Consider the following 22,377-nt stretch of genomic DNA (forward strand, 5'->3'; position numbering starts at 1 on the left):
CATGACCGGTGTAACGTAATGACCAGTCACAAGAAATTCGAAGCGCCACCAGGCAGGAAAAGGTCACCTCATGGCTGACAACCAGCGTCCAGCGGGAGTTCTTCCCGACGCCGGCACCGGCACCACCGCAACCACCGAACGCGCGACCTTGCGGCCGTCGCCGGCTGCACGACTGCTAGCCCGGCTCAACGCCCGCGAATACGACCGACGCCTGGCGGTCGGCGTGAAGCCGACGCCGGCCAGCGCGCTCGCCGCGCACGAGTGGCGGCTGACGTCGAGGGCCGAGCGCGAGGCGATCGCACGCTCCCTTCGGCAGGCCCTCGTCGACGCGCAGGGCGGCGGACGGCTGCTGTCTGCCCGCGTCCCGCTGAACATCCCCAACATCCTCGCGGCCGAGGAGTTGATCGACGCGATCACGCTGCGCCTGCACTCCCTGCGACCGGTCCACGCCCGCGGCACCGCCCGCCTCCGTCTCCTGCTCTCCGACGGCACCGGACCGCTGTACCGGTACGGGCGCGGTGATCTGCGAGGTCGTCTCGGCGCCGCGCTCGCCGCACTCTAGACCGTCAGCACCGCGGCCCCGGCGACCCGGCCGGCGGCCAGATCGGCCAGTGCGTCGGCGGCGCGGCCGAGCGGATACTGCGGGCTGGTCACCTCGATGCGGTGTCGTCCGGCGAAGTCGAGGAACTCGCGCGCGTCGCGGCGGGTGTTCGAGGTCACCGACCGGATCTGGCGCTCCTGAAACAAATGGCGCTGATAGTTCAGCGGTGGGATGTCGGACAGGTGGATCCCCGCGACGGCGAGGGTGCCGCCCCGGTCGAGCGCCTCGAGTGAGGGCAGCACCAAATCACCCACCGGTGCGAACAAGATCGCGGAGTCCAACGCCACCGGCGGACGGTCCCGGGGCCCCTGCGCCGAGGCAGCGCCCAGCGCCAGGGCCAGCGCGCGGGCCCGCTCCCCGCGGGTCATCACATGGACCTCGGCACCCCGGGCGAGTGCCACCTGCGCAGTCAGATGAGCGCTCCCGCCGAATCCGTAGATGCCCAACCGTCCGCCGGCCGGCAGATCCGCGCGCAACAGCGCGCGATAGCCGATGATGCCCGCGCACAGCAGCGGCGCCAGTTGCGTCGCCGAGTATCCGGACGGCAGGCGGTGAGCGTAAGCCGCTGGCACAGTGGTGAATTCAGCGTAGCCGCCGTCGGCATCCCAGCCGGTGTACCGGGAATCCGGGCACAGATTCTCCTGGCCGCGCAGACAGTACCGGCACCGCCCGCAGGTGTGCCGCAACCACGCGACGCCGACACGGTCGCCCGTGGTGAACTCGGCGCCGACGGCGGATCCGGTTTCGACAACCTCCCCGACCACCTCGTGGCCGGGCACCACCCCGGGCCGATGCACCGGCAGGTCCCCCTCTGCGACATGAAGATCGGTGCGACACACGCCACACGCCAGCACCGCGACAAGAAGCTCGTCGGGTTCGGGTCGGGGAACGGCCACGGTGACACGTTCCAACGGCTCGGTCGCCATCGGACCGGGCCGACGGACCCGCCACGCGCTCATCGTTGTGGTCATCACTCCATGGTGGCGCGGCGACCACCGGAAAGTAACGAATCAGGCCGCCGATTCGACATCTTCACGGCGCTTGGGCCGTGCGTTCACCGGGTAGGAGAAACCCTGATTCACGTTTGGTCACAGTGGCATAACCTGGTCACTACAAGCGCTGCGACCCCAGTGGTGGTGGTCGCGACTAGCCACGGGGAGTAGAGGGGAGTGCTGTGAAATCACTAGTTGCTTTGATGGCCGGTCTCCTGGCCGCCGGCGGGATCGCCCTGGCGGCACCGGCCAACGCCGGCTGTCAGGCGGGTTGGACGCCGTGGGGCGGCGGGGAGATCTGCGACGGGCCCATCGCCCCCGACGGAAGCTTTCAGCGCTGCCAGTCGGTGGGTGTCCTGGGCTTCGGCGGAACCCTGCCCTGCTTCACCCTCAATGTGAACAACCTCGAGGGTCAGCCACCGTACGTGCCCTGAGGGCGCACCGCTCGCCGGTTAGGCGGGCGGTGGCGCCATCTCGGGTGCGTTCTCCGGTGCGACCGGCACCGGCACGCCGATCGCCGGCCGCGCTCCCGGCGCGTTCGGGTCGGCAGGCGGTGCATTGGGATCGGCCGGCGGCGGTGGCGGCGCGTTGGGATCCGCGGGCGGCGCGGGCGCGTTCGGATCCGGCTGCCCGGGAGCGACGGGCGCCGAGTACGGCCGGATCGAATTGGCCAGGGTGACGGCCTCTTCCTTGGGCACCGGGTTGAGGTCCGTGCCCAGCCACACCACGAACCAACGCTCCGGGGTGCGCTGCCCCCGGGGGGTGCCGGGTTCGGTCGGCTCGCCGACGACGCCGGCCCAGATCTGTCCGGTCGGCTTGTTCGTGTCGGTGAACTTCACCTCGTAGTAGGACGCGATGCCCGGCATACCGTCCGCGTCGAGCTCGACGGTCTCCTGGTTGATCCGCGTGCCCGGGAAAGGCATGAAGAATTCGCCCATGTCCGACGCCAGCCGCTGCGCGGCCTTGGTGTTGTCGGTTTCGGCGCCGGCGAACAGCTTCAGATCCAGTCGACCCAACAGCACGCTGGTGTCGTTGGGCGGCTGCGCACCCTCGGGCGCGATCTTGGTCAACAGCGCCTGGCCGTAGGACAACTGGGTGGAGTCCGAGACCTGCCAGCCCGCCGGGACGACGAAGCTCAGTCCGCCGGCGGCGTTCTCGACCCGGCCCGGCTCTGGCGCGGGCGGCGGGGCGGGCTCACCAGGAGGTGGCGGCGGCGCGTTCGGATCGGCCGGCGGCGGAGGCGGTGGGGCCGGGGCATCCGCCGGCGGCGCGTTGGGATCGGCCGGAGGTGGTGGCGGCGCGTTGGGATCGGCCGGGGGCGGCGGCGGTCCCTGCATGAACGTGTTGCCGTCCGCAGGCGGCGGCGGAGGAGGCGTGGGCTCTGGTTGCGCCTGCGCCACCGAAGGCAGCGCCAACGCCACCGCGGTCACACAACTCAGGGCAGCGACCACCAAGGTCCTCGAGAGGCCCTTGCGGTCTGTCGAAATCGCGTCCGGCTCGTCCATGTGGAAGAAACTACCGTGTTACCGCCGTGACGCAAGTGTGAAATGCTCTTAAAGTGCACAATTGAAAAATTGCTGTCACGGAGAATGCCCTGTGCGACACCGATTTTGCTGATTGCTGGCACCACGGTGTCCCCGCGCGTCGCCCGGGGGCGGCGTCGGTGCTTTTCGACACCGGAGAGCTTTGGTAGTCACGGGCTTGATCGCGCCCACCCGCGCCGTCGTTACGGCGGTCGTCACGGGCCCGGGTACAGGGTGACCTCCTGGGCCTTGACCGTGAAGTACACCCGGTCGCCGGGTGCCAACCGCAGTTCGGCCGCGGAGTCGGCGGTGATGTCCGCGGCGAGTCCCGGCGCGCCGTCGGGCTGGTCCTCGCCGCGCACCCGGATCGACGATCCGCGACTGTCCAGTTCGGCCACCGTCACCGCTACGGTGTTTCGCGGGCTGCCGTGCGGTTCGTCGCGGTACACGGCGACCGCTGCCGGACTGAACAACGCGACTGCCTTCTCCCCCGCGACGACGTCGGAGGCCGCGACACCGTGCCAGACCGTGCCGAACCCGGTGCTCAGCACGCCGCCGTCGGCCGCAGTGCCACCGACCAGGTTGACCCCCGCGAACCTCGCACCGAACCTGCTCTTGGGCGTCGCCAAGAGTGTTGCGGCCGAACCGGTTTCGACTACCCGGCCGGATTCCAGGATCAGTACCCTGTCCGCGAGCGTGAGCACGTCGAGCACCTCGTGGGTGACCAGCACCGCCGACCGCCCGTCGCGCGCCAGCACTCGGCGCAGCACCTTGCGCACCGCGGCGGCCGCGGCCACGTCCAGCCCGGCGAGCGGTTCGTCGAGCAACAGCACGTCGGGTTCGGCGGCCAGCGCACGGGCCAGCGCCACCCGCTGCGCCTGTCCGCCGGAGAGCTGGCGCGGCCTGCGCTGCGCGAGATCGGCGGCGTCGACCTGCGCCAGCCAGTGCTCGGGCCGGCGACTGCAGGGCGCGAAGGCCACGTTCGCGGCCACGGTCAGGTGCGGAAACAGCAGTGGGTTCTGCAGCAACAGCCCGACGCGCCGGGCGTGGGTCGCGACATGAACCCCCGCCCCGGTGTCGGTCAGCACTCGGTCGCCGACCCGCACCACCCCGCTGTCGGGTCGCACCAGCCCGGCGATGACGTGCAGCGCGGTGGATTTGCCCGCACCGTTGGGTCCGAGCACCGCCAGCACTTCGCCCGCTGCGACCTCGAATTCGATGTCGACGCCTCGGTTTTCGACGACGGCGCGCAGGCTGATCCCGGTCACGGTCGGCTACCAAGCACTGGCGCCCCGCAACCGTCGACTGCCCAATCCGACGACGACGACCGCGGCCACCGCGACGAGCAGCAAAGACAACGCCACCGCCGCGTCGGCGTCGCTTTCGCGCTGCAGGTAGATCTCCAGCGGCAGCGTGCGGGTGACGCCCTGGCGCGAACCGGCGAACGTGAGAGTCGCGCCGAACTCCCCCAGTGAGCGGGCGAACGCCAGTACCGCCCCCGAGACCAGTCCCGGCGCCAGCAGGGGCAGCGACACCCGCCACCACACCCGGCCCGGGCGAGCACCGAGGGTGGCGGCGACCACCTCGTAGTCAGCACCCGCGGTGCGCGCGGCGCCCTCGATGGCGAGCACCAAGAACGGCAGTGACACGAACGTCTGGGCGAGCACCACGGCCGTCGTGGTGAACGCGATCTGTATCCCGGCGGCGTCGAGGTACTTGCCGACCAGCCCGAGCCGGCCGAACGTATACAGCAGCGCGATCCCGCCGACCACCGGCGGCAACACCAGCGGCAGCAGAAGCAGCGGCCGGATCATCCGCGTCGTGCGACCGTCGCTGCGTGCCAACACCAGCGCCATCGGCACACCCAGCAGCAGGCACAACGCGGTGCTGACGGTCGCGGTCCGCAAGCTCAACAGCAGCGCCGTCACCGACGCCTCGCTGCTGACCAACGAGAAGAACTGTGGCCAGTTCACCTTCGCAGCGATCGCGATCAGCGGCAGGACGACGAACATCGCCCCGGCGACGGCGGGAACATAGATCCAGCGGGGCAACCCGGGCGCGGCCGTCAACGGTTCGCGACGCCTGCCTGTGCCGGGACCCGCTGCTGCGCCGACAGCGACTTCACAGGTCACGACCCTATGGCACTTCGGATGCGATGTGGTGCGGGTTGCCCGCGCGCCGGTTTCGCCGACTAGCTACTGTCCAGTAACATTGCGGGCACCGGCTGGGGTTCAGCGGTGAACACGAAAGGAGGTTGGTTGCGATGGAGGTGCTGGTCACCGGCGGCGACACCGATCTGGGTCGCACGATCGCGGGCAACTTCCGTGACGCGGGGCACCGGGTGGTGATCGCGGGCGCGCACCGCGATGATCTGGAGGTCGCGGCCAAGGAGCTCGACGTCGACGCAATCGTGTTCGACAACACCGATCCCGGCAGCCTGGAGGCGGCCCGCGCGCAGTTCCCGCACCACCTCGACACGATCGTCAACGTGCCTGCCCCTCGGTGGCAGGGCGGCGACCCCCGCACGTACTCGCTGGCCGACCAGGCCGCGGCATGGCGCACCGCGCTCGACGCCACCCTGCTGTCGGCCGTGCTGACCGTGCAGGTCGTCGGCGATCACCTGCGCTCAGGTGGCTCCATCGTCAACGTCGTCCCCGAGCATCCGCAGGAAGGCAGCGCCGAATCCGCGATCAAGGCGGCGGTGGCGGACTGGACCGCCGGGCAGGCCACCCACTTCGGCACCCGCGGCATCACCGTCAACGCGGTCGCATCCGGGCGCAGCGCGGAGCCCGGCTACGAGGGCCTGTCCCGGACGCCGCCGCCGGTGGCCGAGGAGATCGCCCGGCTGGCGCTGTTTCTCACCACACCGGCGGCGCGGCACATCACCGGTCAGACGCTGCACGTCAGCCACGGGGCACTGGCCAACTTCGGGTAATCGCGAGATCCCGCCAGCGTCCAACTAGGGTTGACGGAGTGACGATTCGACTCGCGCTCCAGATCCCGAACTTCTCCTACGGCACCGGCGTCGCCGAGCTGTTCCCCACCGTGATCGCCCAGGCCCAGGAAGCCGAGGCGGCCGGCTTCGACTCGGTCTTCGTGATGGACCACTTCTACCAACTGCCCGGTATCGGTACGCCCGATCAGCCGATGCTGGAGGCCTACACGGCGCTGGGCGGACTGTCCACCGCAACCCAGCGGGTTCAACTCGGCACGCTGGTCACCGGCAACACCTACCGCAATCCGACTCTGCTGGCCAAGGCCATCACCACGCTCGACGTGATGAGCCAGGGCCGCGCGGTGCTGGGCATCGGCACCGGCTGGTTCGAACTCGAGCACGAACAGCTCGGCTACGAGTTCGGTACCTTCACCGACCGCTTCAACAAGTTGGACGAGGCATTGCAGATCATCGTGCCGATGATCGAGGGCGACCGGCCCACCTTTTCGGGCAAGTACTATCAGACCACCGAGGCGATGGCCAATCCCCGCTTCCGGGAACGGATTCCACTGATGATCGGTGGCAGCGGGGAGAAGAAGACCATCCCGCTGGCCGCGCGCAGCTTCGACCATCTCAACCTGATCGCGACCTTCGACCAGTTGGCTCACAAGGTCAACGTGGTGCGGGAAAGCTGCGAGAAGATCGGTCGCGACCCTGCCACGCTGGAGACCAGCGTGCTGCTCACCGCGATCGTGGACGAGCAGATGACCCTCGACCAGATCTCCGAACGCGCCAGGGCGCGCACGGTGGTCGGATCCGCCGAGCAGATCGCCGAACAGGTCAAGGACAAGGTGCTCGGCGCCGGTGTGGGCGGCGTGATCCTCAACGTGCCCACCCAACACAGCGGGTACCGGCCCGGTGACGTCGCGGCCCTCGGCGAAGCGCTCAAGCCGCTCGTCGGCTCACAAACCACCCCCTGACGTGGGCTACAACACATCAATCCGATGAGGCTATTGGGGTTTCGGGCGGCTACCGTAAGGGTAGAAAACCGCACGTGACGCACCGTCGAGGAGCCCAGAATGAGCCATCCCGGAGCCACTGCATCTGATCGACACAAAGTAGTCATCATCGGGTCGGGGTTCGGTGGGTTGACCGCTGCCAAGGCGCTCAAGCGCGCCGATGTGGACGTCAAGGTGATCGCCAAGACCACCCACCACCTGTTCCAGCCGCTGCTGTATCAGGTCGCCACCGGCATCATCTCCTCGGGCGAGATCGCGCCGCCGACACGCATCATCCTGCGCAAGCAGAAGAACGCCCAGGTGCTGCTCGGCAACGTGACCCACATCGACTTGGCCAATCAGACCGTCAGATCCGAACTGCTCGGCCACACCTACGTCACCCCATACGACACGCTGATCGTCGCCGCCGGCGCCGGCCAGTCCTACTTCGGCAACGACCATTTCGCCGAGTGGGCGCCCGGCATGAAGACCATCGACGACGCGCTGGAACTGCGGGCTCGCATTCTCAGCGCGTTCGAGCAGGCCGAACGCTCCAGCGACCCAGCGCGTCGGGAGAAACTGCTGACGTTCACCGTTGTCGGTGCGGGTCCGACCGGCGTCGAAATGGCCGGTCAGATCGCCGAACTCGCCGATCACACGCTCAAAGGCGCTTTCCGCCACATTGATTCGACGACGGCTCGGGTGATCCTGCTGGACGCGGCGTCAGCCGTGCTGCCGCCCATGGGCGAGAAGCTGGGCAACAAGGCCCGGGCCCGGCTGGAGAAGATGGGCGTCGAGATCCAATTGGGTGCCATGGTCACCGACGTGGACCGCAACGGCATCACCGTCAAGGATCCCGACGGCACGTTCCGCCGCATCGAGTCGGCCACGAAGGTCTGGTCGGCCGGGGTGTCGGCGAGCCCGCTCGGTCGCGACCTCGCCGAGCAGTCCGGCGTGGAGATCGACAGGGCCGGCAGGGTGAAGGTGCTTCCGGACCTGAGCATTCCCGGGCATCCGAATGTCTTCGTCGTCGGCGACATGGCCGCGGTGGAAGGCGTCCCGGGCCAGGCGCAGGGCGCCATCCAGGGTGGCAACTACGCGGCCAAGGCCATCAAGGCGGAGTTGAAGGGCGCCGATCCCACCCAGCGCGAACCCTTCCAGTACTTCGACAAGGGTTCGATGGCCACCGTGTCGCGGTTCTCGGCGGTCGCCAAGATCGGGCCGCTGGAGTTCGGCGGCTTCATCGCGTGGCTGGCCTGGCTGGTGCTGCACCTGGTGTACCTGGTCGGGTTCCGTCGCAAGATCACCACGCTGCTGTCGTGGACGGTCACCTTCCTGTCCACGGCGCGGGGCAACCTGACGATCACAGAGCAGCAGGCCTACGCCCGCACCAGGATCGAGGGGCTCCAGGAGATCGCGTCGATGGTGCAGGACACCGAAAAGGCCGCGGTCTAGCTTCCCGCCCGCCCTGCCTGGCGAGCGACCGCGAATGTCCGTGAATTCCGCGGAAAAGACGGCATTTCGCGGTCACTCACCGGTGTGATTGGCAGGTTAATTTGTTCGTCACACACAGTCATTTGGCAGAAACACAGCCGCTCTAACGTCGCGAAGCGACAACCGCACGGTTCTGCGGACATAGAGGAAAGGCTGTTCATGCGACTTCTACGACGCTCTGCGCTGGTGGCCGGCAGCATCGCCGCCGCGACGGGCCTGGTGCTTACCGGCTGTGGCAGCAAGGCTGGCGAATCGGGTTCGGGCGTAGCCGAGTCATGTGTCGACACCTCGGGCCCGACGGTCAAAGTCGGTGCCTTGAACTCTCTTTCGGGCACCATGGCCATCTCCGAGGTGACCGTACGCCACGCCATCGACCTGGCCGTCGAGGAGATCAACGCCTCCGGTGGCGTGCTGGGCAAGCAGATCGAACTCGTCGGTGAGGACGGCGCATCCGAACCGACGGTGTTCGCCGAAAAGGCCGAGAAGCTGATCAGCAGCGACTGCGTGGCCGCGGTCTTCGGCGGCTGGACCTCCTCGTCACGCAAGGCGATGCTGCCCGTCTTCGAGAGCGCGAACTCGCTGCTGTACTACCCGGTGCAGTACGAGGGACTGGAAGCCTCCGACAACATCTTCTACACCGGCGCCACCACCAACCAACAGATCGTGCCCGCGCTGGACTACCTCAAGGAACAGGGCGTGACGTCGCTTTACCTGGTCGGCAGCGACTACGTCTTCCCGCAGACCGCCAACCGCATCATCAAAGCGTACGCGGACGCCAACGGCATGGAGATCAAGGGTGAGGACTACACGCCGCTGGGCTCGACGGATTTCTCCACCATCGTCAACAAGATCCGCACCGCCGACGCCGACGCGGTGTTCAACACGCTCAACGGCGACTCCAACGTCGCGTTCTTCCGCGAGTACCGCAACGTCGGCCTGACGCCGCAGGACATGCCGGTGGTGTCGGTGTCGATCGCCGAGGAGGAGATCGGCGGCATCGGCGTGCAGAACATCACCGGTCAACTGACCGCGTGGGATTACTACGAGACCGTCGACAATCCGGTGAACAAGGCGTTCGTCAAGGCGTACCAGGACAAATACGGCGCCGACAAGCCCACCTCGGATCCGATGGAGGCGGCCTATGTCTCGGTGTATCTGTGGAAGAACACCGTCGAGAAGGCACAGTCGTTCGATGTCACCGCGATTCAGGACAACGCGGGCGGGGTGACGTTCGACGCGCCGGAGGGCCTGGTCACGATCGACGGGGAGAACCACCACATCACCAAGACCGCCCGCATCGGTGAGATCCGCCCCGACGGGTTGATCTACACGGTGTGGGAGTCCCCCGGACCCATCGAGCCGGACCCCTATCTGAAGTCGTACAACTGGGCCGCGGGTCTCTCGAGCTGACCCGCGCATGGATGTCCTGATCGGGCAGCTGGCAACGGGATTGAGCCTCGGCTCGATCCTGTTGCTGGCCGCACTGGGCTTGTCGCTGACGTTCGGCCAGATGGGCGTCATCAACATGGCCCACGGCGAGTTCATCATGGCCGGCTGCTACACCGCCTACGTGGTTCAGCAGGTGGTGTCGAGTGCCGGTGTTTCCCTGGTGGTTTCGTTGCTGACAGGGTTTCTCATCGGCGGTGCGCTCGGTGCGCTTCTGGAGACGACGCTGATCCGGCGGATGTATCACCGCCCGCTGGACACGCTACTGGTGACGTTCGGTGTCGGCTTGGTGCTGCAACAGGTGGCGCGCGACGTCTTCGGCGCACCCGCCGTCAACGTGATCGCGCCGGCCTGGTTGTCGGGCGGGGTGGAGATTCTCGGCGCGGTGGTGCCCAAGACACGGATCTTCATCCTGGTGCTGGCGGTCGTCTGTGTCGCCGCGCTGGCGGCGGTGTTGAAGTTCAGCCCGATGGGACGCCGGATACGAGCGGTGGTGGCCAACCGCGACCTCGCGGAGACCAGCGGAATCTCATCGCGCAGAACCGACGTCACCACGTTCTTTGTCGGATCGGGCCTGGCCGCCGTCGCGGGGGTGGCGCTGACGTTGATCGGTTCGACCAGTCCCACCATCGGGCAGAGCTACCTGATCGACGCGTTCCTGGTGGTGGTCGTCGGTGGCCTCGGCCAACTCAAGGGCACGGTGATCGCGGCGTTCGCGCTGGGCTTCGCGAACTCGTTCATCGAGTACAACACCACCGCGTCGGTGGCCAAGGTGGTCGTGTTCGTGATCATCGTGATCTTCCTCCAGGTCCGCCCGCAGGGCCTGTTCACCGTCAGGACAAGGAGTCTCGCGTGAGAACCTTCCTGGGCCGCTGGCAGACCTGGGCCGGCTTCGGCGTCGCGGCCGTGCTGCTGTTCGCACTCGCCCCCACGGTCTTGTCGGACTTCCGGCTCAGCCTGCTGGCCAAGTTCCTGTGCTTCGCGATCGTGGCGGTCGGCATCGGGCTGGCCTGGGGCCGCGGCGGCATGCTGGTGCTGGGCCAGGGCGTGTTCTTCGGCCTCGGCGGCTACATGATGGGTATGCACCTCAAGATCGCCGACGCGCAGTTGCGCGGCGACGACGTGCCCGATTTCATGCAGATCGCCGGGGTGCGTGAACTTCCCGGATACTGGGCACCGTTCGCCTCCCCCGCGTTCACCCTCGCCGCGATCGTGCTGGTGCCCACCGCGATCGCCGCCGCACTGGGTCTCGGCGTGTTCAAACGCCGGGTCAAGGGCGCCTACTTCGCGATCCTGTCGCAGGCGCTGGCGGCCGCGCTGGCGATCCTGCTCGTCGGGCAGACCGGCCTGGGAGGCAGCAACGGGCTCAACCGGTTTCGCACTTTCTTCGGATTCGCGCTGAACGACCCGGTGAACCGGCGAATGCTGTACTTCATCGCCGCTGCCGTGCTGCTGACCGTCGTCGCCGTGGTGCGTCAGCTGATGGCGAGCCGGTACGGCGAGCTGCTGGTGGCCGTGCGCGACGGCGAGGAGCGGGTGCGTTTTCTCGGCTACGACCCGGCCAACATCAAGGTGGTCGCATACTCCGTCGCGGCACTGTTGGCCAGCATCGCGGGTGCGCTGTTCGCGCCGATCGTCGGCTTCATCGCCCCCTCGCAGGTCGGCATCCTGCCCTCGATCGCGTTCCTGATCGGCGTCGCGATCGGCGGCCGTACCACGCTGCTGGGTCCGGTACTGGGCGCTATCGGCGTCGCCTGGGCGCAAACCGTGTTCTCCGAACGGTTTCCGTCGGAGTGGACCTACGCCCAGGGCCTGCTGTTCATCGTGGTCGTCGGGTTCATGCCCGCCGGTATCGCCGGCATCGGCGCGGTGTTCGCGCGTCGGCGGCTGCGAAAACCCACACCGCCGCCCCGACCGTCTCCGGTGCCCGAACCCGAACCCGACAGCCAGAAGGTGGGCGTGTCCACATGACGACCCAAAGTGCACCGGTCGCGGGCGGCAACGCCGGAATGGGCGCCGAATACCTCGAAATCTCTGGACTGACCGTTGATTTCGACGGGTTCAAGGCAGTCAGTGACGTCGAGCTGACCCTGTTCCAGGGCGATCTGCGGTTTCTCATCGGGCCCAACGGCGCAGGCAAGACCACCGTCATCGACGCGATCACCGGGCTGGTGCCGGCAACCGGGTCGGTGAACAAGTCCGGCGTCGAACTGCTCGGCAAGAAGGTGCACCAGATCGCCCGGCTGGGGGTAGGACGCACGTTTCAGACCGCCAGCGTGTTCGAGCAGCTGACCGTGCTGCAGAACCTGGACATCGCGGCGGGTGCGGGACGGTCGGCGTGGACGCTGCTGCGCAGGCGCAAGCGTGTCCTGCCCGCGATCGAGGAGGCGCTCGAAACGACCGGGCTGGCCGATCTCGCCGACAGACCCGCGGGTGCGCTGGCCCACGGCCAGAAGCAGTGGCTGGAGATCGGCATGCTGCTGGTACAGAACGCTGACGTGCTGTTGCTCGACGAGCCGGTCGCCGGAATGAGCCACGAGGAACGGGAAGAGACCGGAAACCTGTTGCGCCGCATCGGCGCCGAACGCACCGTTGTCGTGGTCGAACACGACATGGATTTCATGCGGGCCTTCGCCACCTCGGTGACGGTGCTGGCGCGCGGGCGCGTGATCGCCGACGGAACGGTCACCGAGGTGCAGGCCAACTCGAAGGTTCAAGAAGTTTATCTGGGCACCGCGGCCGCGGGTGCCGAACTGGTCGAGGAGAACCGCTGATGCTGCAACTGATCGATATCCGCAGCGGCTACGGCCGCGCCGAAGTCGTGTACGGTGTGAGCATCGAGGTGCCCGGCGAAGGGGTGGCCGCGGTGATGGGGCACAACGGCGCGGGTAAGACCACGCTGCTGCGTGCCGCGGTCGGACTGCTCAAATGCAGTGCGGGCGAGGTGCTTTTCGACGGTGAGGACATCACCAGGCTGCGGCCCAGCGCCAGGGTGGCTCGCGGCCTCGCCTACGTGCCGCAGGGCCAACAGTCCTTCGGCCAGCTGACCACCATGGAGAACCTTCAGGTGGTCGCCGACGGTCGCAAGAACGGAAAACGCCTCGTCGACGAACAACTCGACCTGTTTCCCGCGCTCAAGGAACTGCTGACCCGCAAGGCCGGCCTGCTGTCCGGCGGGCAACGCCAACAGCTGGCGATCGCCCGCGCGCTGATCACCAGCCCCAGGTGCCTGATCCTCGACGAACCGACCGAAGGCATCCAGCCCTCGGTGGTGGCCGAGATCGAAACCGCCATCTCCGCGCTGACCAGCCGCGGTGGCCTGGGCGTCCTACTGGTCGAGCAGCACATCGGGTTCGCGCTGGAATCTTCGCAGCACTACTACATCCTGGAAGCCGGACGGCTCACCTCGAGCGGCGCCGGTGGCTCGGCATCAGAGACCGACGTACGCGCCGCGATGGCGATCTAGAGCCGCTCCCCCTGCCACGTCGCCAGGCAGCCGCCGCCGGCCAGCGCCAGTGGCCGGCCCGCGGTCTGGACGGTGCTCTGCGGATAGTGCAGTTCGCTGACGCACGCCATCGGTGCGCCCAATTCATCGTCGGTGACCGAGCCGCTGCCGAGTTCGACATGGTGGCGCACCAGCGGCGCACCGTCGACATCGGCGTGCAGCGATCCCGACCAGAACCCCTGGCGTTCACCGGACCTGCCGATCTGGACACGTTCCCGCAGCCGGATCCGGCTCGATGCGGTAAGGGTCAGGCGGGTCGCGCTGAGGTGGCGCGATGTCGCGGCGATGACCGTCGGCTCCGGATCGATGTCGAGGTCACCGGCCACCTCGAGCGTCCAGACCGCACGGGATTCGACGGTGGACGCGCCCGGCAGCGTCACCGTCGCCGCTGCGGTGCGCACCCGCAGCCGCGCGCCGGGCTCGACCACCACGCGGATGTGCAGCGCGTCGCCGCCCAGTGGGGTGGCCGCCGCCGACACCAGATGAACGGTGTCGGTGTCGGTCTGGCGGGCGGCGAGACCGCCTGCGCACTCGATGTGCGGTCGGCGGCCCGGCCTCGCGATCAGTACGACGTCCGAGCGCACTAGACCGGCACCTGCAGCTGTTCGCGCACCCAGGCCAGCACCGGGGCAGCCGTCGGGTCCTGCGTCAGCGAGATCAACGTGGTGGGACGGCCGCCGCGGACGCCGGCGGCGTCACGGCGCATCACCTCGAGGTCGGCGCCGACCAACGGCGCGAGGTCGATCTTGTTGATCACCAACAGGTCCGAGAACGTCACGCCGGGACCGCCTTTGCGGGGCACCTTGTCACCGCCGGCCACGTCGACGACGAAGATCTGGACGTCCACCAGCCCCGAGGAGAAGGTGGCGGTGAGGTTGTCGCCGCCGGACTCCACCAGGATCAGGTCCAGCCCGTCAGCCGAGTTGACGGCGATCAGGTCGTCGATGGCGTCGAGGTTGGCGGTGATGTCGTCGCGAATGGCGGTGTGCGGACAGCCGCCGGTCTGCACCGCCGCGATCCGCGCGTCGGGCAACACCGCGTGGCGGCGCAGAAAGTCGGCGTCTTCGGTGGTGTAGATGTCGTTGGTCAGCACAGCCACCGACAGCTCGTCGCGCAGCTGCCTGCACAGCGCGGCCACCAGCGCGGTCTTTCCCGAGCCGACGGGCCCGCCGACCCCGACCCGCAGCGGCTCCCCCGGCTGCCGCGGGCGCTTCGGCCTGTCGAAATGCCCATGGGGCTGACCGTCAACGAAATGTGGTGGCATAACGTGCCTTTCACGAGGCGAACAGCGGACGTTCGCGTTGACTGTGCCGTTCGGCCAGGACGTCGAGCAGCGGATCGGACAGCTCACACAGCCCTTTGCCGGCCTCGGTGGCCAGTTGATCACACAGCGGTCCCAGGTCGAACGTGATGGCCGCGACGTCACCGGGGTCCAGCGCCAGCAGCCGCTGAGCGGCCGTCGCCGATCCGGTCATCGTCGTGTAGATCACCGACAGCGCGGCGTGTTCGGGCGGCATTGCGCTGACCGCGCCCACCATTCCCGCCGCGACCGCCAGATGCGGGGTGGTGCCCAGCGGTCGCCATTCGACGTCCGGCCATACCCGCCGCGCCAACCGCACCAGCCCGCGGCCCTGCGAGCGTGAGGCCTGCCGGGCCGCCGGAGCCGGTGTGCGGGCATCGGTTTCGCGATCGGCCTCATCGATGCTCATCCGGCCGCCGCACACCGCCGCGGCGACCGACGCGGCCACCAGGCCGTGGGTTCGGACGCGCCTGCGCAGAAACGCCCGCAGCGTCGGAAGGTCGCGAACCAGGCCCTCGGTGACCGCCTGCTCGACGCCGCCGGAGTGCACGTGTCCACCGGTGGGCAACCGCGAGTCCGACAACGTGAGCAGTGTCGTGAGGTTTGTCATCAAAACAGGAAGTACCGTTGCGCCATTGGCAGTTCGGCCGGCGGGTCCTGCTGCCATACGTCGCCGTCGATGCGCACCGTGAACGTGTCCGGGTCGACCTCGATGGCGGGCAGCGCGTCGTTGAGCGGCAGATCGGCCTTGCCGACCGCGCGCACGTTCTTGACGGCGACCAGGCGGCGGGTGACGGCGAGGCGCTCGGCCAGGTTGTCATCGACCGCCTGCGGTGACACGAAATGTACCGAGGTGGCGGCCGCGGCCACCGGCGCGGCGCCGAACATCGGCCGCGGCAGCACCGGCTGTGGGGTGGGAATGGAGGCGTTCGCGTCTCCCATTGCCGCCCAGGCGATCATGCCGCCCTTGAGCACCGCGTGCGGACGCACCCCGAAGTACGCCGGCTCCCACAACACCAAATCGGCCAGCTTGCCTACTTCGACCGAGCCGACCTCGTCGTCGAGGCCGTGCGCGACCGCCGGGCAGATCGTGTATTTGGCCACGTAGCGGCGCACCCGGTTGTTGTCGGCGGCGCCGTCTCCGGGCAGCGCGCCGCGGCGGCGTTTCATCACGTGCGCGGTCTGCAGCGTGCGGATGACCACTTCCCCGATGCGACCCATCGCCTGGGAGTCGCTGCCGATCATCGATATCGCCCCGATATCGTGCAGCAGGTCTTCGGCGGCCATCGTCGACGGCCGGATCCGGCTTTCGGCGAACGCGAGATCCTCCGGGACCGCGGGGTTGAGGTGATGGCACACCATCAACATGTCGAGATGCTCGTCGAGGGTGTTGACGGTATGGGGCCGGGTCGGGTTGGTGGAACTCGGCAGCACGTTCGGGTGCGCCGCGACCGTGATGATGTCGGGTGCGTGCCCACCGCCCGCGCCCTCGGTGTGATAGGCGTGGATCGACCGGCCGTCGATCGCGCCGATCGTGTCCTCGACGAAACCCGCCTCGTTGAGCGTGTCGGAATGCAGCGCCACCTGCACTCCGGCCGCATCGGCGACGCTCAGGCACGCGTCGATGGCCGCCGGTGTCGCCCCCCAGTCCTCGTGCAGCTTGAAACCCGAAGCGCCGCTGCGCAACTGCTCCCACAACGCCTCGGCGCTGACCGTGTTGCCCTTGCCGAGCAACGCGACGTTCATCGGCCAGGAGTCCAGCGACTCCAGCATCCGCCCCAGATGCCATGCACCGGGGGTGACGGTGGTCGCCTTGCTGCCTTCGGCGGGTCCGGTGCCTCCGGCGATCACGGTGGTGATGCCTGCGCCGAGCGCCTCGTCCATCTGCTGAGGGCAGATCAGGTGCACGTGGCAGTCGATGCCACCGGCGGTGACGATGCGACCGTTGCCGGCGATGATCTCCGTCGACGGCCCGACCACCAGGTCGGGGTGCACACCGGCCATGATGTCGGGGTTACCGGCCTTGCCGATCGCGACGATGCGACCGTCGCGAATGCCGATGTCGGCCTTGATGATTCCCCAGTGGTCGATGATCACCGCGCCGGTGACGACGGTGTCGGGTGCGCCGTCGGCGCGGGTGGCGCGTGCCTGCCCCATCGACTCGCGCAGCACCTTGCCGCCGCCGAACACCGCCTCGTCACCCGCCAGTTGCGGGCCGCCGCTACGGTCCTCGGTGATCTCGACGAACAGGTCGGTGTCGGCCAGCCGGATCCGGTCGCCGGCGGTCGGACCGTAGAGGGCTGCGTACCGCGGCCGCGACAGCCGCGTCACGACGCGTCCAGCGGGCCGGGAGGCGACAGTGTCAACCCGGGCACCACCCGGGCTCCGCTCAGCGGTACCAGCGAGACGCGCTGGGCGATACCGGGTTCGAACCGCACGGCGGTGCCCGCGGGAATGTCCAGTCGCAACCCGTGTGCGGCGCCGCGGTCGAACTTCAGCGCAGTGTTGGCCTGAGGCAGGTGCACATGGCTGCCGACCTGGACGGGACGGTCACCGGTGTTGACCACCTCGAGCTCCAGACGCGGTGCGCCGGCGTTGATCTCGATGTCGTCGGTCCCGAACACGATCTCGCCGGGCACCATCGGAGCGCTCACGAGATCGGGTGGTGGACGGTGACCAGCTTGGTGCCGTCCGGGAATGTCGCCTCTACCTGGACGTCGCCGAGCATCTCGGGCACCCCTTCCATGACGTCGTCGCGGCGCAGCACCTCCCGACCGCTGACCATCAACTCCGCGACCGTGCGGCCGTCGCGGGCACCCTCGAGGATGTGGTCGGTGATCACCGCGACCGCTTCGGGGTGGTTGAGCCTCAGGCCGCGTGCCCGTCGCCGCCGCGCCAGTTCGGCGGCGTAGGACAGCAGCAGCAGATCCTGCTCATGCGGTGTCAAGCGCATAGTCGGCGATATTGCCATGCCGCGCACGGCGCGGCAGCGCAAGAAGTGCGATTTCGGCGTGGCTGGTCGCGCTGAGCGCGACTGCGCACGCCGAAATCACTAGCGTGTTTACTCCGCCGGCAAGTTCTGCAGCCGCACCTGTCCGCGTGCGACCACGCGTTGGTCGTCGTCGGTGATGGTGATCAGCCACAGCTGTTGCCGCCGTCCCCGGTGGATGGGCGTGGCGACGGCCGTGACGGTGCCCGACGAGATCGCGCGCAGGAAATCGGTGTTGTTGTTGACCCCGACGACCGTGCCCCCGCCGTTGGCGGCCAGCCAGGTCGCGCCCGACACGCTCGCCAGGCTCTCGACGACCGCGCAGTACACCCCACCGTGCACGATCCCCCACGGCTGCAACAGCTTGTCGTTGATCTTCAGCTGCGCCTTGCTGCCGTCGGGGGTCACCTCGAGGTACTGCAGTCCGAGTTCGGTGTCGAAACCGGCGCCGAGGCCGGGCGGTACGTCCGTCGTCACGCAGATGTGTCTACACGTCGGCGCCGAGGTCGCCGCGCCTACCCCGGGGATTCGCCGGCTACCGCGAGAAACAGACGGACCCCGCGCCCGTGACGCGGGGTCCGTCTTCACGTGGACCGGGGGTCTCTGCAGCCCTCAGGACTCCGGCGCGGTCCGGGTTCGTGACGTTTTCTGATCGTCGAACAAAACACCCACAGAATAGGCAAGGCTTACCTAATTAAGCAAGACCTTCCGCGGGGCGGTGCGGCTCGTTCCGCGCACCGGCAGGCCGAAGCCCGCCAGCGCGTCCAGAACCGCCTGGCTGCGGCGCATGCTGGCCGCCTCGCTGCAGCGGGCCAGCATCGGCACCTGCGTCGCGGCGCTCACCACGATCCCTCCGGCGACGTGCCACATCGACGCGATCGGCATGGCGTCGCCGCTGAGCTCGGCGAGCTTGTGGAACAGCGGGTCCAGCGCGCGATGACTGCGGTGGGCCAACCAGGTCGTCAGTGCCGCCTCGTTGGGCAGCGCGACGATGCCGTCGCGTGCGCAGTTGCCCTGCACATCGGCCCGGTCGCGGAAGAACGGGTCACCGGGTAACGCGCGCAGCGTCGGGTCGGCCACCCCCACCCAGTCGACGGTGCCCTCAGAGTCCACGTGCACCCAGAGGTTCTCCAGGCCGGTGTCCCATGCCCGACCCTCGAGCACCAGCAGCGGAATCACCCGGCCGAGCACGACGTGTGCGAGCGTCGCCGCCAACTGTTGAGACACTGCGGCGCGGCTGTCGGTCTCCGCGACGGCGAGGTCGAACATCGCCTGCAGCCGGTCGGTGGTCAACGCCTCCGCCAGCGGCCACCACCGCCTGCGGGACAGATCGCCCATCACCGCGACGCCGTAGACCCGCGGACACTCCGGATAGAGCTCGCGAAGCCGGCGGCTGGACTCGTGCAGCGGCAGTGTCCGCGTGATCGTCATGCTCGCGATGAGCGGGTCGTCGACCAGAACCGTCATGGCACCTCCGATCAGAGTTAGGTTAGCCTTACTATAGGCCCGCACTCGGTGGCGCTGACTACCCCCCCTGGGACCCTCTGCGATCGGACTCACAACCCGCGCTGACCATGGTTCGCGTCCGCTTGCAGGGCGGCCGGCGCCGCTTCGGCGAGCTGATACGACGCACGGTAGTAAGCCCGTAGTAGGCTGGGTTCACCGCTCTAGGAGATGAACAGGAATGGCCAAGTTGACGCGCCTAGGCGATCTCGAACGCGCGGTGATGGACCACCTCTGGTCCGCGCCCGAACCTCAGACCGTGCGCCAGGTACACGAGGCGTTATCGGCCGAACGCGACCTGGCGTACACCACGATCATGACCGTGCTGCAACGGCTGGCCAAGAAGAGCCTCGTGGTGCAACACCGCGACGACCGCGCCCACCGCTACGCCCCCACCCACGGTCGCGACGAACTGGTCGCGGGGCTGATGGTCGATGCGCTCGACCAGGCTGCGGACTCCGGTAGCCGTGAGGCGGCGCTGGTGCATTTCGTCGAGCGCGTGGGCGCCGACGAGGCGGCGGCGCTGCGCCGGGCGCTGACCGAACTGGAGAGTAAACACGGCGTTCCGCCGCCCGCTGGCGGTCCAGGCCCCGGCTGAGGGACACTGACGGCGTGTCCGCGCTGGTTTTCACCGTCATGGCTCTGGTCTTGTCGGGGCCGGTGCCTGCGGTGCTGGCACGGGCCTCCTGGCCGACCAGGGCGCCCAGGGCGGCCATCGTGTTGTGGCAGGCGGTGGCGCTCGCGGCGGTGCTGTCGGCGTTCTCGGCCGGAATCGCCATCGCCAGTAGGCTTTTCGCACCAGGACACGACGGGCGTCCGACCGCGACAGTGGCCAGCGGCATCGAGGCGATGGGCCTGCCGCTGTGGCTCGTACACGTCCTGGTCCTCACGCTCACCCTGGTGATCGGCGCCCGGCTCGCCGTGTCGGTGCTGCGGGTGGCGATTTCCACCCGGCGCCGCCGGGCGCACCACCGCATGGTGGTGGACCTGGTGGGCCGCTCGCGGCGCAGCGGCCTGCGCATCATCGACGTGGCCGAACCGCTGGCATACTGCCTGCCCGGCGTGCGCAGCCGGGTGGTGGTCAGCCAGGGCACCCTGGCGGCCCTGGACGACCACGAGATGTCTGCCATCCTGTCGCACGAACGCGCGCATCTGCGCGCCCGCCACGACCTGGTTCTGGAGATGTTCACCGCGATGCGCGCCGCCTTCCCCCGGTTCGTCCGAAGCGCCAGTGCCCTGGGCGCCGTGCGGTTGTTGGTCGAGATGCTCGCCGACGACACCGCGCTTCGCGCCGCGGGTCCCACCCCGCTGGCTCGCGCGCTGGTGGCCTGCGCGGCCAGTCCGGCGCCCTCCGGTGCGCTGGCCGCGGGCGGTCCGAGCACCGTGGAGCGAGTGCGCCGCCTGGCCGGCCGGGGCAACAGCCGGGTGCTGGCGGTCGCGGCCTACGCGGGCGCCGCGGCGGTGCTGGTGGTACCGACTGTCGCCGTGGCGGTGCCGTGGCTGACCGAACTTCATCGACTCTTCACCGCGCTGGGATAAGCGCGACTGATAGACGCGTTCACCTACAACAAAACAACGAAAGGCGCTCGCATGAGTCCGTCCGACGCTTCCGCTCCCGCCTCCGCTCAGATCGGGGTCACCGGCCTTGCCGTGATGGGGTCGAACATCGCGCGAAACTTCGCCAGGCACGGGTACACGGTCGCGTTGCACAACCGCTCGATCGCCAAGACGGACGCACTCCTGAAGGAGCACGGGTCGGAGGGCAAGTTCGTCCGGACCGAGACCATCACCGAATTCCTTGCCGCCCTTGAGAAGCCACGTCGAGTGCTGATCATGGTCAAGGCTGGTGAACCGACCGACGCCGTCATCAACGAGCTCGCCGACGCGATGGAGGAAGGCGACATCATCATCGACGGCGGCAACGCGCTCTACACCGACACCATCCGGCGGGAGAAGGCGATCCGCGAGCGCGGCCTGCACTTCGTCGGCGCGGGGATCTCCGGCGGCGAGGAGGGCGCGCTCAACGGCCCGTCGATCATGCCCGGCGGACCCGCGGAGTCCTACAAGTCGCTCGGCCCGCTGCTCGAGGAGATCTCCGCGCACGTCGACGGTGTGCCGTGCTGCACCCACATCGGACCCGACGGTGCCGGGCACTTCGTGAAGATGGTGCACAACGGCATCGAATACTCCGATATGCAGCTGATCGGCGAGGCCTACCACCTGCTGCGCGACGCTCTGGGGCTCACCGCCCCCCAGATCGCCGACGTGTTCACCGAGTGGAACACCGGCGATCTCGACAGCTTCCTGGTCGAGATCACCGCCGAGGTGCTGCGCCAGACCGATGCGAAGACCGGGAAGCCGCTGGTCGACGTCATCGTCGACGAGGCCGAACAGAAGGGCACCGGCCGGTGGACGGTGAAGTCGGCCCTCGACCTCGGCGTGCCGGTCACCGGCATCGCCGAAGCCGTGTTCGCCCGCGCGCTGTCCGGTTCGGTGGCCCAGCGCCGGGCCACCACGGGGTTGGCCTCCGGGCAGCTCGGCGGAACGCCCGCTGACGCAGACAAGTTCATCGACGACGTCCGCCAGGCGCTCTATGCCTCCAAGATCATCGCGTACGCCCAGGGCTTCAACCAGATCCAGGCGGGCAGCGCGGAGTACGACTGGGGCGTCACCCCCGGCGACCTGGCGACGATCTGGCGTGGCGGCTGCATCATTCGGGCCAAGTTCCTCAACCGGATCAAGGAGGCCTACGACGCGGACCCGGACCTGGCCACGCTGATCGCGGCGCCCTACTTCCGCAGCGCCGTCGAGTCGGCGATCGACAGTTGGCGCCGCGTGGTCGGGACGGCCACCCAACTGGGCATCCCGGTTCCGGGGTTCGCCTCGGCGCTGTCCTACTACGACGCGCTGCGCACCGAGCGGCTGCCCGCGGCGCTGATCCAGGGACTGCGCGACTACTTCGGCGCACACACCTACGCGCGTATCGACTCCGACCGGGACCAGAAGTTCCACACACTGTGGAGCGGGGACCGCAGCGAAGTCCCCGCCTAGCTCCACGCCCGGCCGCGTCGACGTCACTAGACTCGCAGGC

General features: G+C 68.5%; 25 protein-coding genes. 13 read left to right on the top strand and 12 right to left on the bottom strand.

Translation table 11 applies throughout. The annotated features are described in order from the left end of the window. Nucleotides 1-70 precede the first annotated feature (70 nt). On the top strand, nucleotides 71-562 hold the full coding sequence (locus ABQE89_RS18160) for a hypothetical protein (protein WP_448419102.1): 492 nt from the start codon (nucleotides 71-73) through the stop codon (nucleotides 560-562). Here the strand turns inward: ABQE89_RS18160 and ABQE89_RS18165 are convergent. Beyond that, nucleotides 559-1,572, bottom strand: a complete 1,014-nt coding sequence (locus ABQE89_RS18165; protein WP_448419104.1) for a zinc-binding alcohol dehydrogenase family protein — start codon at nucleotides 1,570-1,572, stop codon at nucleotides 559-561. The two genes, ABQE89_RS18160 and ABQE89_RS18165, sit on opposite strands and share 4 nt — an antisense overlap. A 203-nt stretch (nucleotides 1,573-1,775) precedes the next feature. Here ABQE89_RS18165 and ABQE89_RS18170 point away from each other — a divergent pair, with 203 nt between their 5' ends. After that, nucleotides 1,776-2,027 carry a CDGP domain-containing protein gene (locus tag ABQE89_RS18170; protein WP_448419106.1) on the top strand — a complete coding sequence of 84 codons (252 nt, stop codon included), beginning with the start codon at nucleotides 1,776-1,778 and terminating at the stop codon, nucleotides 2,025-2,027. Nucleotides 2,028-2,045: 18 nt separating this feature from the next. On the opposite strand, the gene ABQE89_RS18175 is transcribed toward ABQE89_RS18170, so the two are convergent. From ABQE89_RS18175 to ABQE89_RS18185, 3 genes are all read right to left on the bottom strand, one after another. Next, nucleotides 2,046-3,098: an alanine and proline-rich secreted protein Apa gene (locus ABQE89_RS18175; RefSeq protein ID WP_448419108.1), complete on the bottom strand. Its 1,053-nt coding sequence runs from the start codon at nucleotides 3,096-3,098 to the stop codon at nucleotides 2,046-2,048. 233 nt (nucleotides 3,099-3,331) lie between these two features. After that, nucleotides 3,332-4,384: a sulfate/molybdate ABC transporter ATP-binding protein gene (locus ABQE89_RS18180; RefSeq protein WP_448419110.1), complete on the bottom strand. Its 1,053-nt coding sequence runs from the start codon at nucleotides 4,382-4,384 to the stop codon at nucleotides 3,332-3,334. A gap of 6 nt (nucleotides 4,385-4,390) precedes the next feature. Then, complete coding sequence (locus ABQE89_RS18185) at nucleotides 4,391-5,128, bottom strand: ABC transporter permease (RefSeq protein ID WP_448419342.1); 738 nt, start codon at nucleotides 5,126-5,128, stop codon at nucleotides 4,391-4,393. A 251-nt stretch (nucleotides 5,129-5,379) separates the two neighbouring features. Between ABQE89_RS18185 and ABQE89_RS18190 the strand changes: the two genes are divergently transcribed. The 8 genes from ABQE89_RS18190 to urtE all read left to right on the top strand — a co-directional run bounded on the left by ABQE89_RS18190 (nucleotide 5,380) and on the right by urtE (nucleotide 13,455). Continuing rightward, a complete protein-coding gene (locus tag ABQE89_RS18190) occupies nucleotides 5,380-6,051 on the top strand; it encodes an SDR family oxidoreductase (RefSeq protein ID WP_448419112.1) in 672 nt (223 codons plus the stop codon). Nucleotides 6,052-6,089: 38 nt separating this feature from the next. Continuing rightward, complete coding sequence (locus ABQE89_RS18195) at nucleotides 6,090-7,031, top strand: LLM class F420-dependent oxidoreductase (RefSeq protein WP_448419114.1); 942 nt, start codon at nucleotides 6,090-6,092, stop codon at nucleotides 7,029-7,031. A 99-nt stretch (nucleotides 7,032-7,130) separates the two neighbouring features. Next, nucleotides 7,131-8,504, top strand: coding sequence for a type II NADH:quinone oxidoreductase Ndh (locus ABQE89_RS18200; RefSeq protein ID WP_448419116.1), 1,374 nt, complete (start codon nucleotides 7,131-7,133; stop codon nucleotides 8,502-8,504). A 198-nt stretch (nucleotides 8,505-8,702) separates the two neighbouring features. After that, on the top strand, nucleotides 8,703-9,953 hold the full coding sequence (urtA, locus tag ABQE89_RS18205) for an urea ABC transporter substrate-binding protein (protein ID WP_448419118.1): 1,251 nt from the start codon (nucleotides 8,703-8,705) through the stop codon (nucleotides 9,951-9,953). 7 nt (nucleotides 9,954-9,960) lie between these two features. Further along, nucleotides 9,961-10,845: an urea ABC transporter permease subunit UrtB gene (urtB, locus tag ABQE89_RS18210; protein ID WP_448419120.1), complete on the top strand. Its 885-nt coding sequence runs from the start codon at nucleotides 9,961-9,963 to the stop codon at nucleotides 10,843-10,845. After that, nucleotides 10,842-11,960, top strand: a complete 1,119-nt coding sequence (urtC, locus tag ABQE89_RS18215; RefSeq protein ID WP_448419122.1) for an urea ABC transporter permease subunit UrtC — start codon at nucleotides 10,842-10,844, stop codon at nucleotides 11,958-11,960. Before urtB ends, urtC begins: the two co-directional genes overlap by 4 nt. Further along, complete coding sequence (gene urtD, locus ABQE89_RS18220) at nucleotides 11,957-12,763, top strand: urea ABC transporter ATP-binding protein UrtD (RefSeq protein ID WP_448419124.1); 807 nt, start codon at nucleotides 11,957-11,959, stop codon at nucleotides 12,761-12,763. Before urtC ends, urtD begins: the two co-directional genes overlap by 4 nt. Beyond that, entirely contained in the window at nucleotides 12,763-13,455 is a 693-nt protein-coding gene (gene urtE / locus ABQE89_RS18225) for an urea ABC transporter ATP-binding subunit UrtE (protein WP_448419126.1), read from the top strand. The genes urtD and urtE overlap by 1 nt, the downstream gene beginning before the upstream one ends. Here urtE and ABQE89_RS18230 read toward each other — a convergent pair. From ABQE89_RS18230 to ABQE89_RS18265, 8 genes are all read right to left on the bottom strand, one after another. Continuing rightward, on the bottom strand, nucleotides 13,452-14,078 hold the full coding sequence (locus ABQE89_RS18230) for an urease accessory protein UreD (RefSeq protein WP_448419128.1): 627 nt from the start codon (nucleotides 14,076-14,078) through the stop codon (nucleotides 13,452-13,454). The two genes, urtE and ABQE89_RS18230, sit on opposite strands and share 4 nt — an antisense overlap. After that, the gene (gene ureG / locus ABQE89_RS18235) at nucleotides 14,078-14,758 is read right to left on the bottom strand and encodes an urease accessory protein UreG (protein WP_448419130.1); all 681 of its coding nucleotides are present in this window, start codon (nucleotides 14,756-14,758) and stop codon (nucleotides 14,078-14,080) included. The genes ABQE89_RS18230 and ureG overlap by 1 nt, the downstream gene beginning before the upstream one ends. 10 nt (nucleotides 14,759-14,768) lie before the next feature. Beyond that, a complete protein-coding gene (locus ABQE89_RS18240) occupies nucleotides 14,769-15,404 on the bottom strand; it encodes an urease accessory protein UreF (protein ID WP_448419132.1) in 636 nt (211 codons plus the stop codon). Beyond that, complete coding sequence (locus tag ABQE89_RS18245; protein ID WP_448419133.1) at nucleotides 15,404-17,125, bottom strand: urease subunit alpha; 1,722 nt, start codon at nucleotides 17,123-17,125, stop codon at nucleotides 15,404-15,406. The genes ABQE89_RS18240 and ABQE89_RS18245 overlap by 1 nt, the downstream gene beginning before the upstream one ends. Further along, nucleotides 17,122-17,436 carry an urease subunit beta gene (locus ABQE89_RS18250; RefSeq protein ID WP_448419344.1) on the bottom strand — a complete coding sequence of 105 codons (315 nt, stop codon included), beginning with the start codon at nucleotides 17,434-17,436 and terminating at the stop codon, nucleotides 17,122-17,124. Before ABQE89_RS18250 ends, ABQE89_RS18245 begins: the two co-directional genes overlap by 4 nt. An 8-nt stretch (nucleotides 17,437-17,444) precedes the next feature. Then, on the bottom strand, nucleotides 17,445-17,747 hold the full coding sequence (locus ABQE89_RS18255; RefSeq protein ID WP_448419135.1) for an urease subunit gamma: 303 nt from the start codon (nucleotides 17,745-17,747) through the stop codon (nucleotides 17,445-17,447). 108 nt (nucleotides 17,748-17,855) lie between these two features. Then, nucleotides 17,856-18,260 (bottom strand): PaaI family thioesterase, encoded by a 405-nt coding sequence (locus ABQE89_RS18260; RefSeq protein ID WP_448419137.1) that lies wholly within the window; start codon nucleotides 18,258-18,260, stop codon nucleotides 17,856-17,858. A 213-nt stretch (nucleotides 18,261-18,473) separates the two neighbouring features. After that, entirely contained in the window at nucleotides 18,474-19,250 is a 777-nt protein-coding gene (locus tag ABQE89_RS18265; protein ID WP_448419139.1) for an iron reductase, read from the bottom strand. A gap of 217 nt (nucleotides 19,251-19,467) precedes the next feature. Between ABQE89_RS18265 and ABQE89_RS18270 the strand changes: the two genes are divergently transcribed. The 3 genes from ABQE89_RS18270 to gndA are packed head-to-tail and all read left to right on the top strand — an operon-like array spanning nucleotide 19,468 to nucleotide 22,337. Beyond that, complete coding sequence (locus tag ABQE89_RS18270; protein WP_448419141.1) at nucleotides 19,468-19,884, top strand: BlaI/MecI/CopY family transcriptional regulator; 417 nt, start codon at nucleotides 19,468-19,470, stop codon at nucleotides 19,882-19,884. Between the two features lie 14 nt (nucleotides 19,885-19,898). Next, the gene (locus ABQE89_RS18275; RefSeq protein WP_448419143.1) at nucleotides 19,899-20,825 is read left to right on the top strand and encodes a M56 family metallopeptidase; all 927 of its coding nucleotides are present in this window, start codon (nucleotides 19,899-19,901) and stop codon (nucleotides 20,823-20,825) included. 51 nt (nucleotides 20,826-20,876) lie between these two features. Continuing rightward, nucleotides 20,877-22,337: an NADP-dependent phosphogluconate dehydrogenase gene (gndA, locus tag ABQE89_RS18280; RefSeq protein ID WP_448419145.1), complete on the top strand. Its 1,461-nt coding sequence runs from the start codon at nucleotides 20,877-20,879 to the stop codon at nucleotides 22,335-22,337. Nucleotides 22,338-22,377 lie beyond the last annotated feature (40 nt).

It is taken from the genome of Mycolicibacterium sp. XJ1819 (assembly GCF_053483675.1).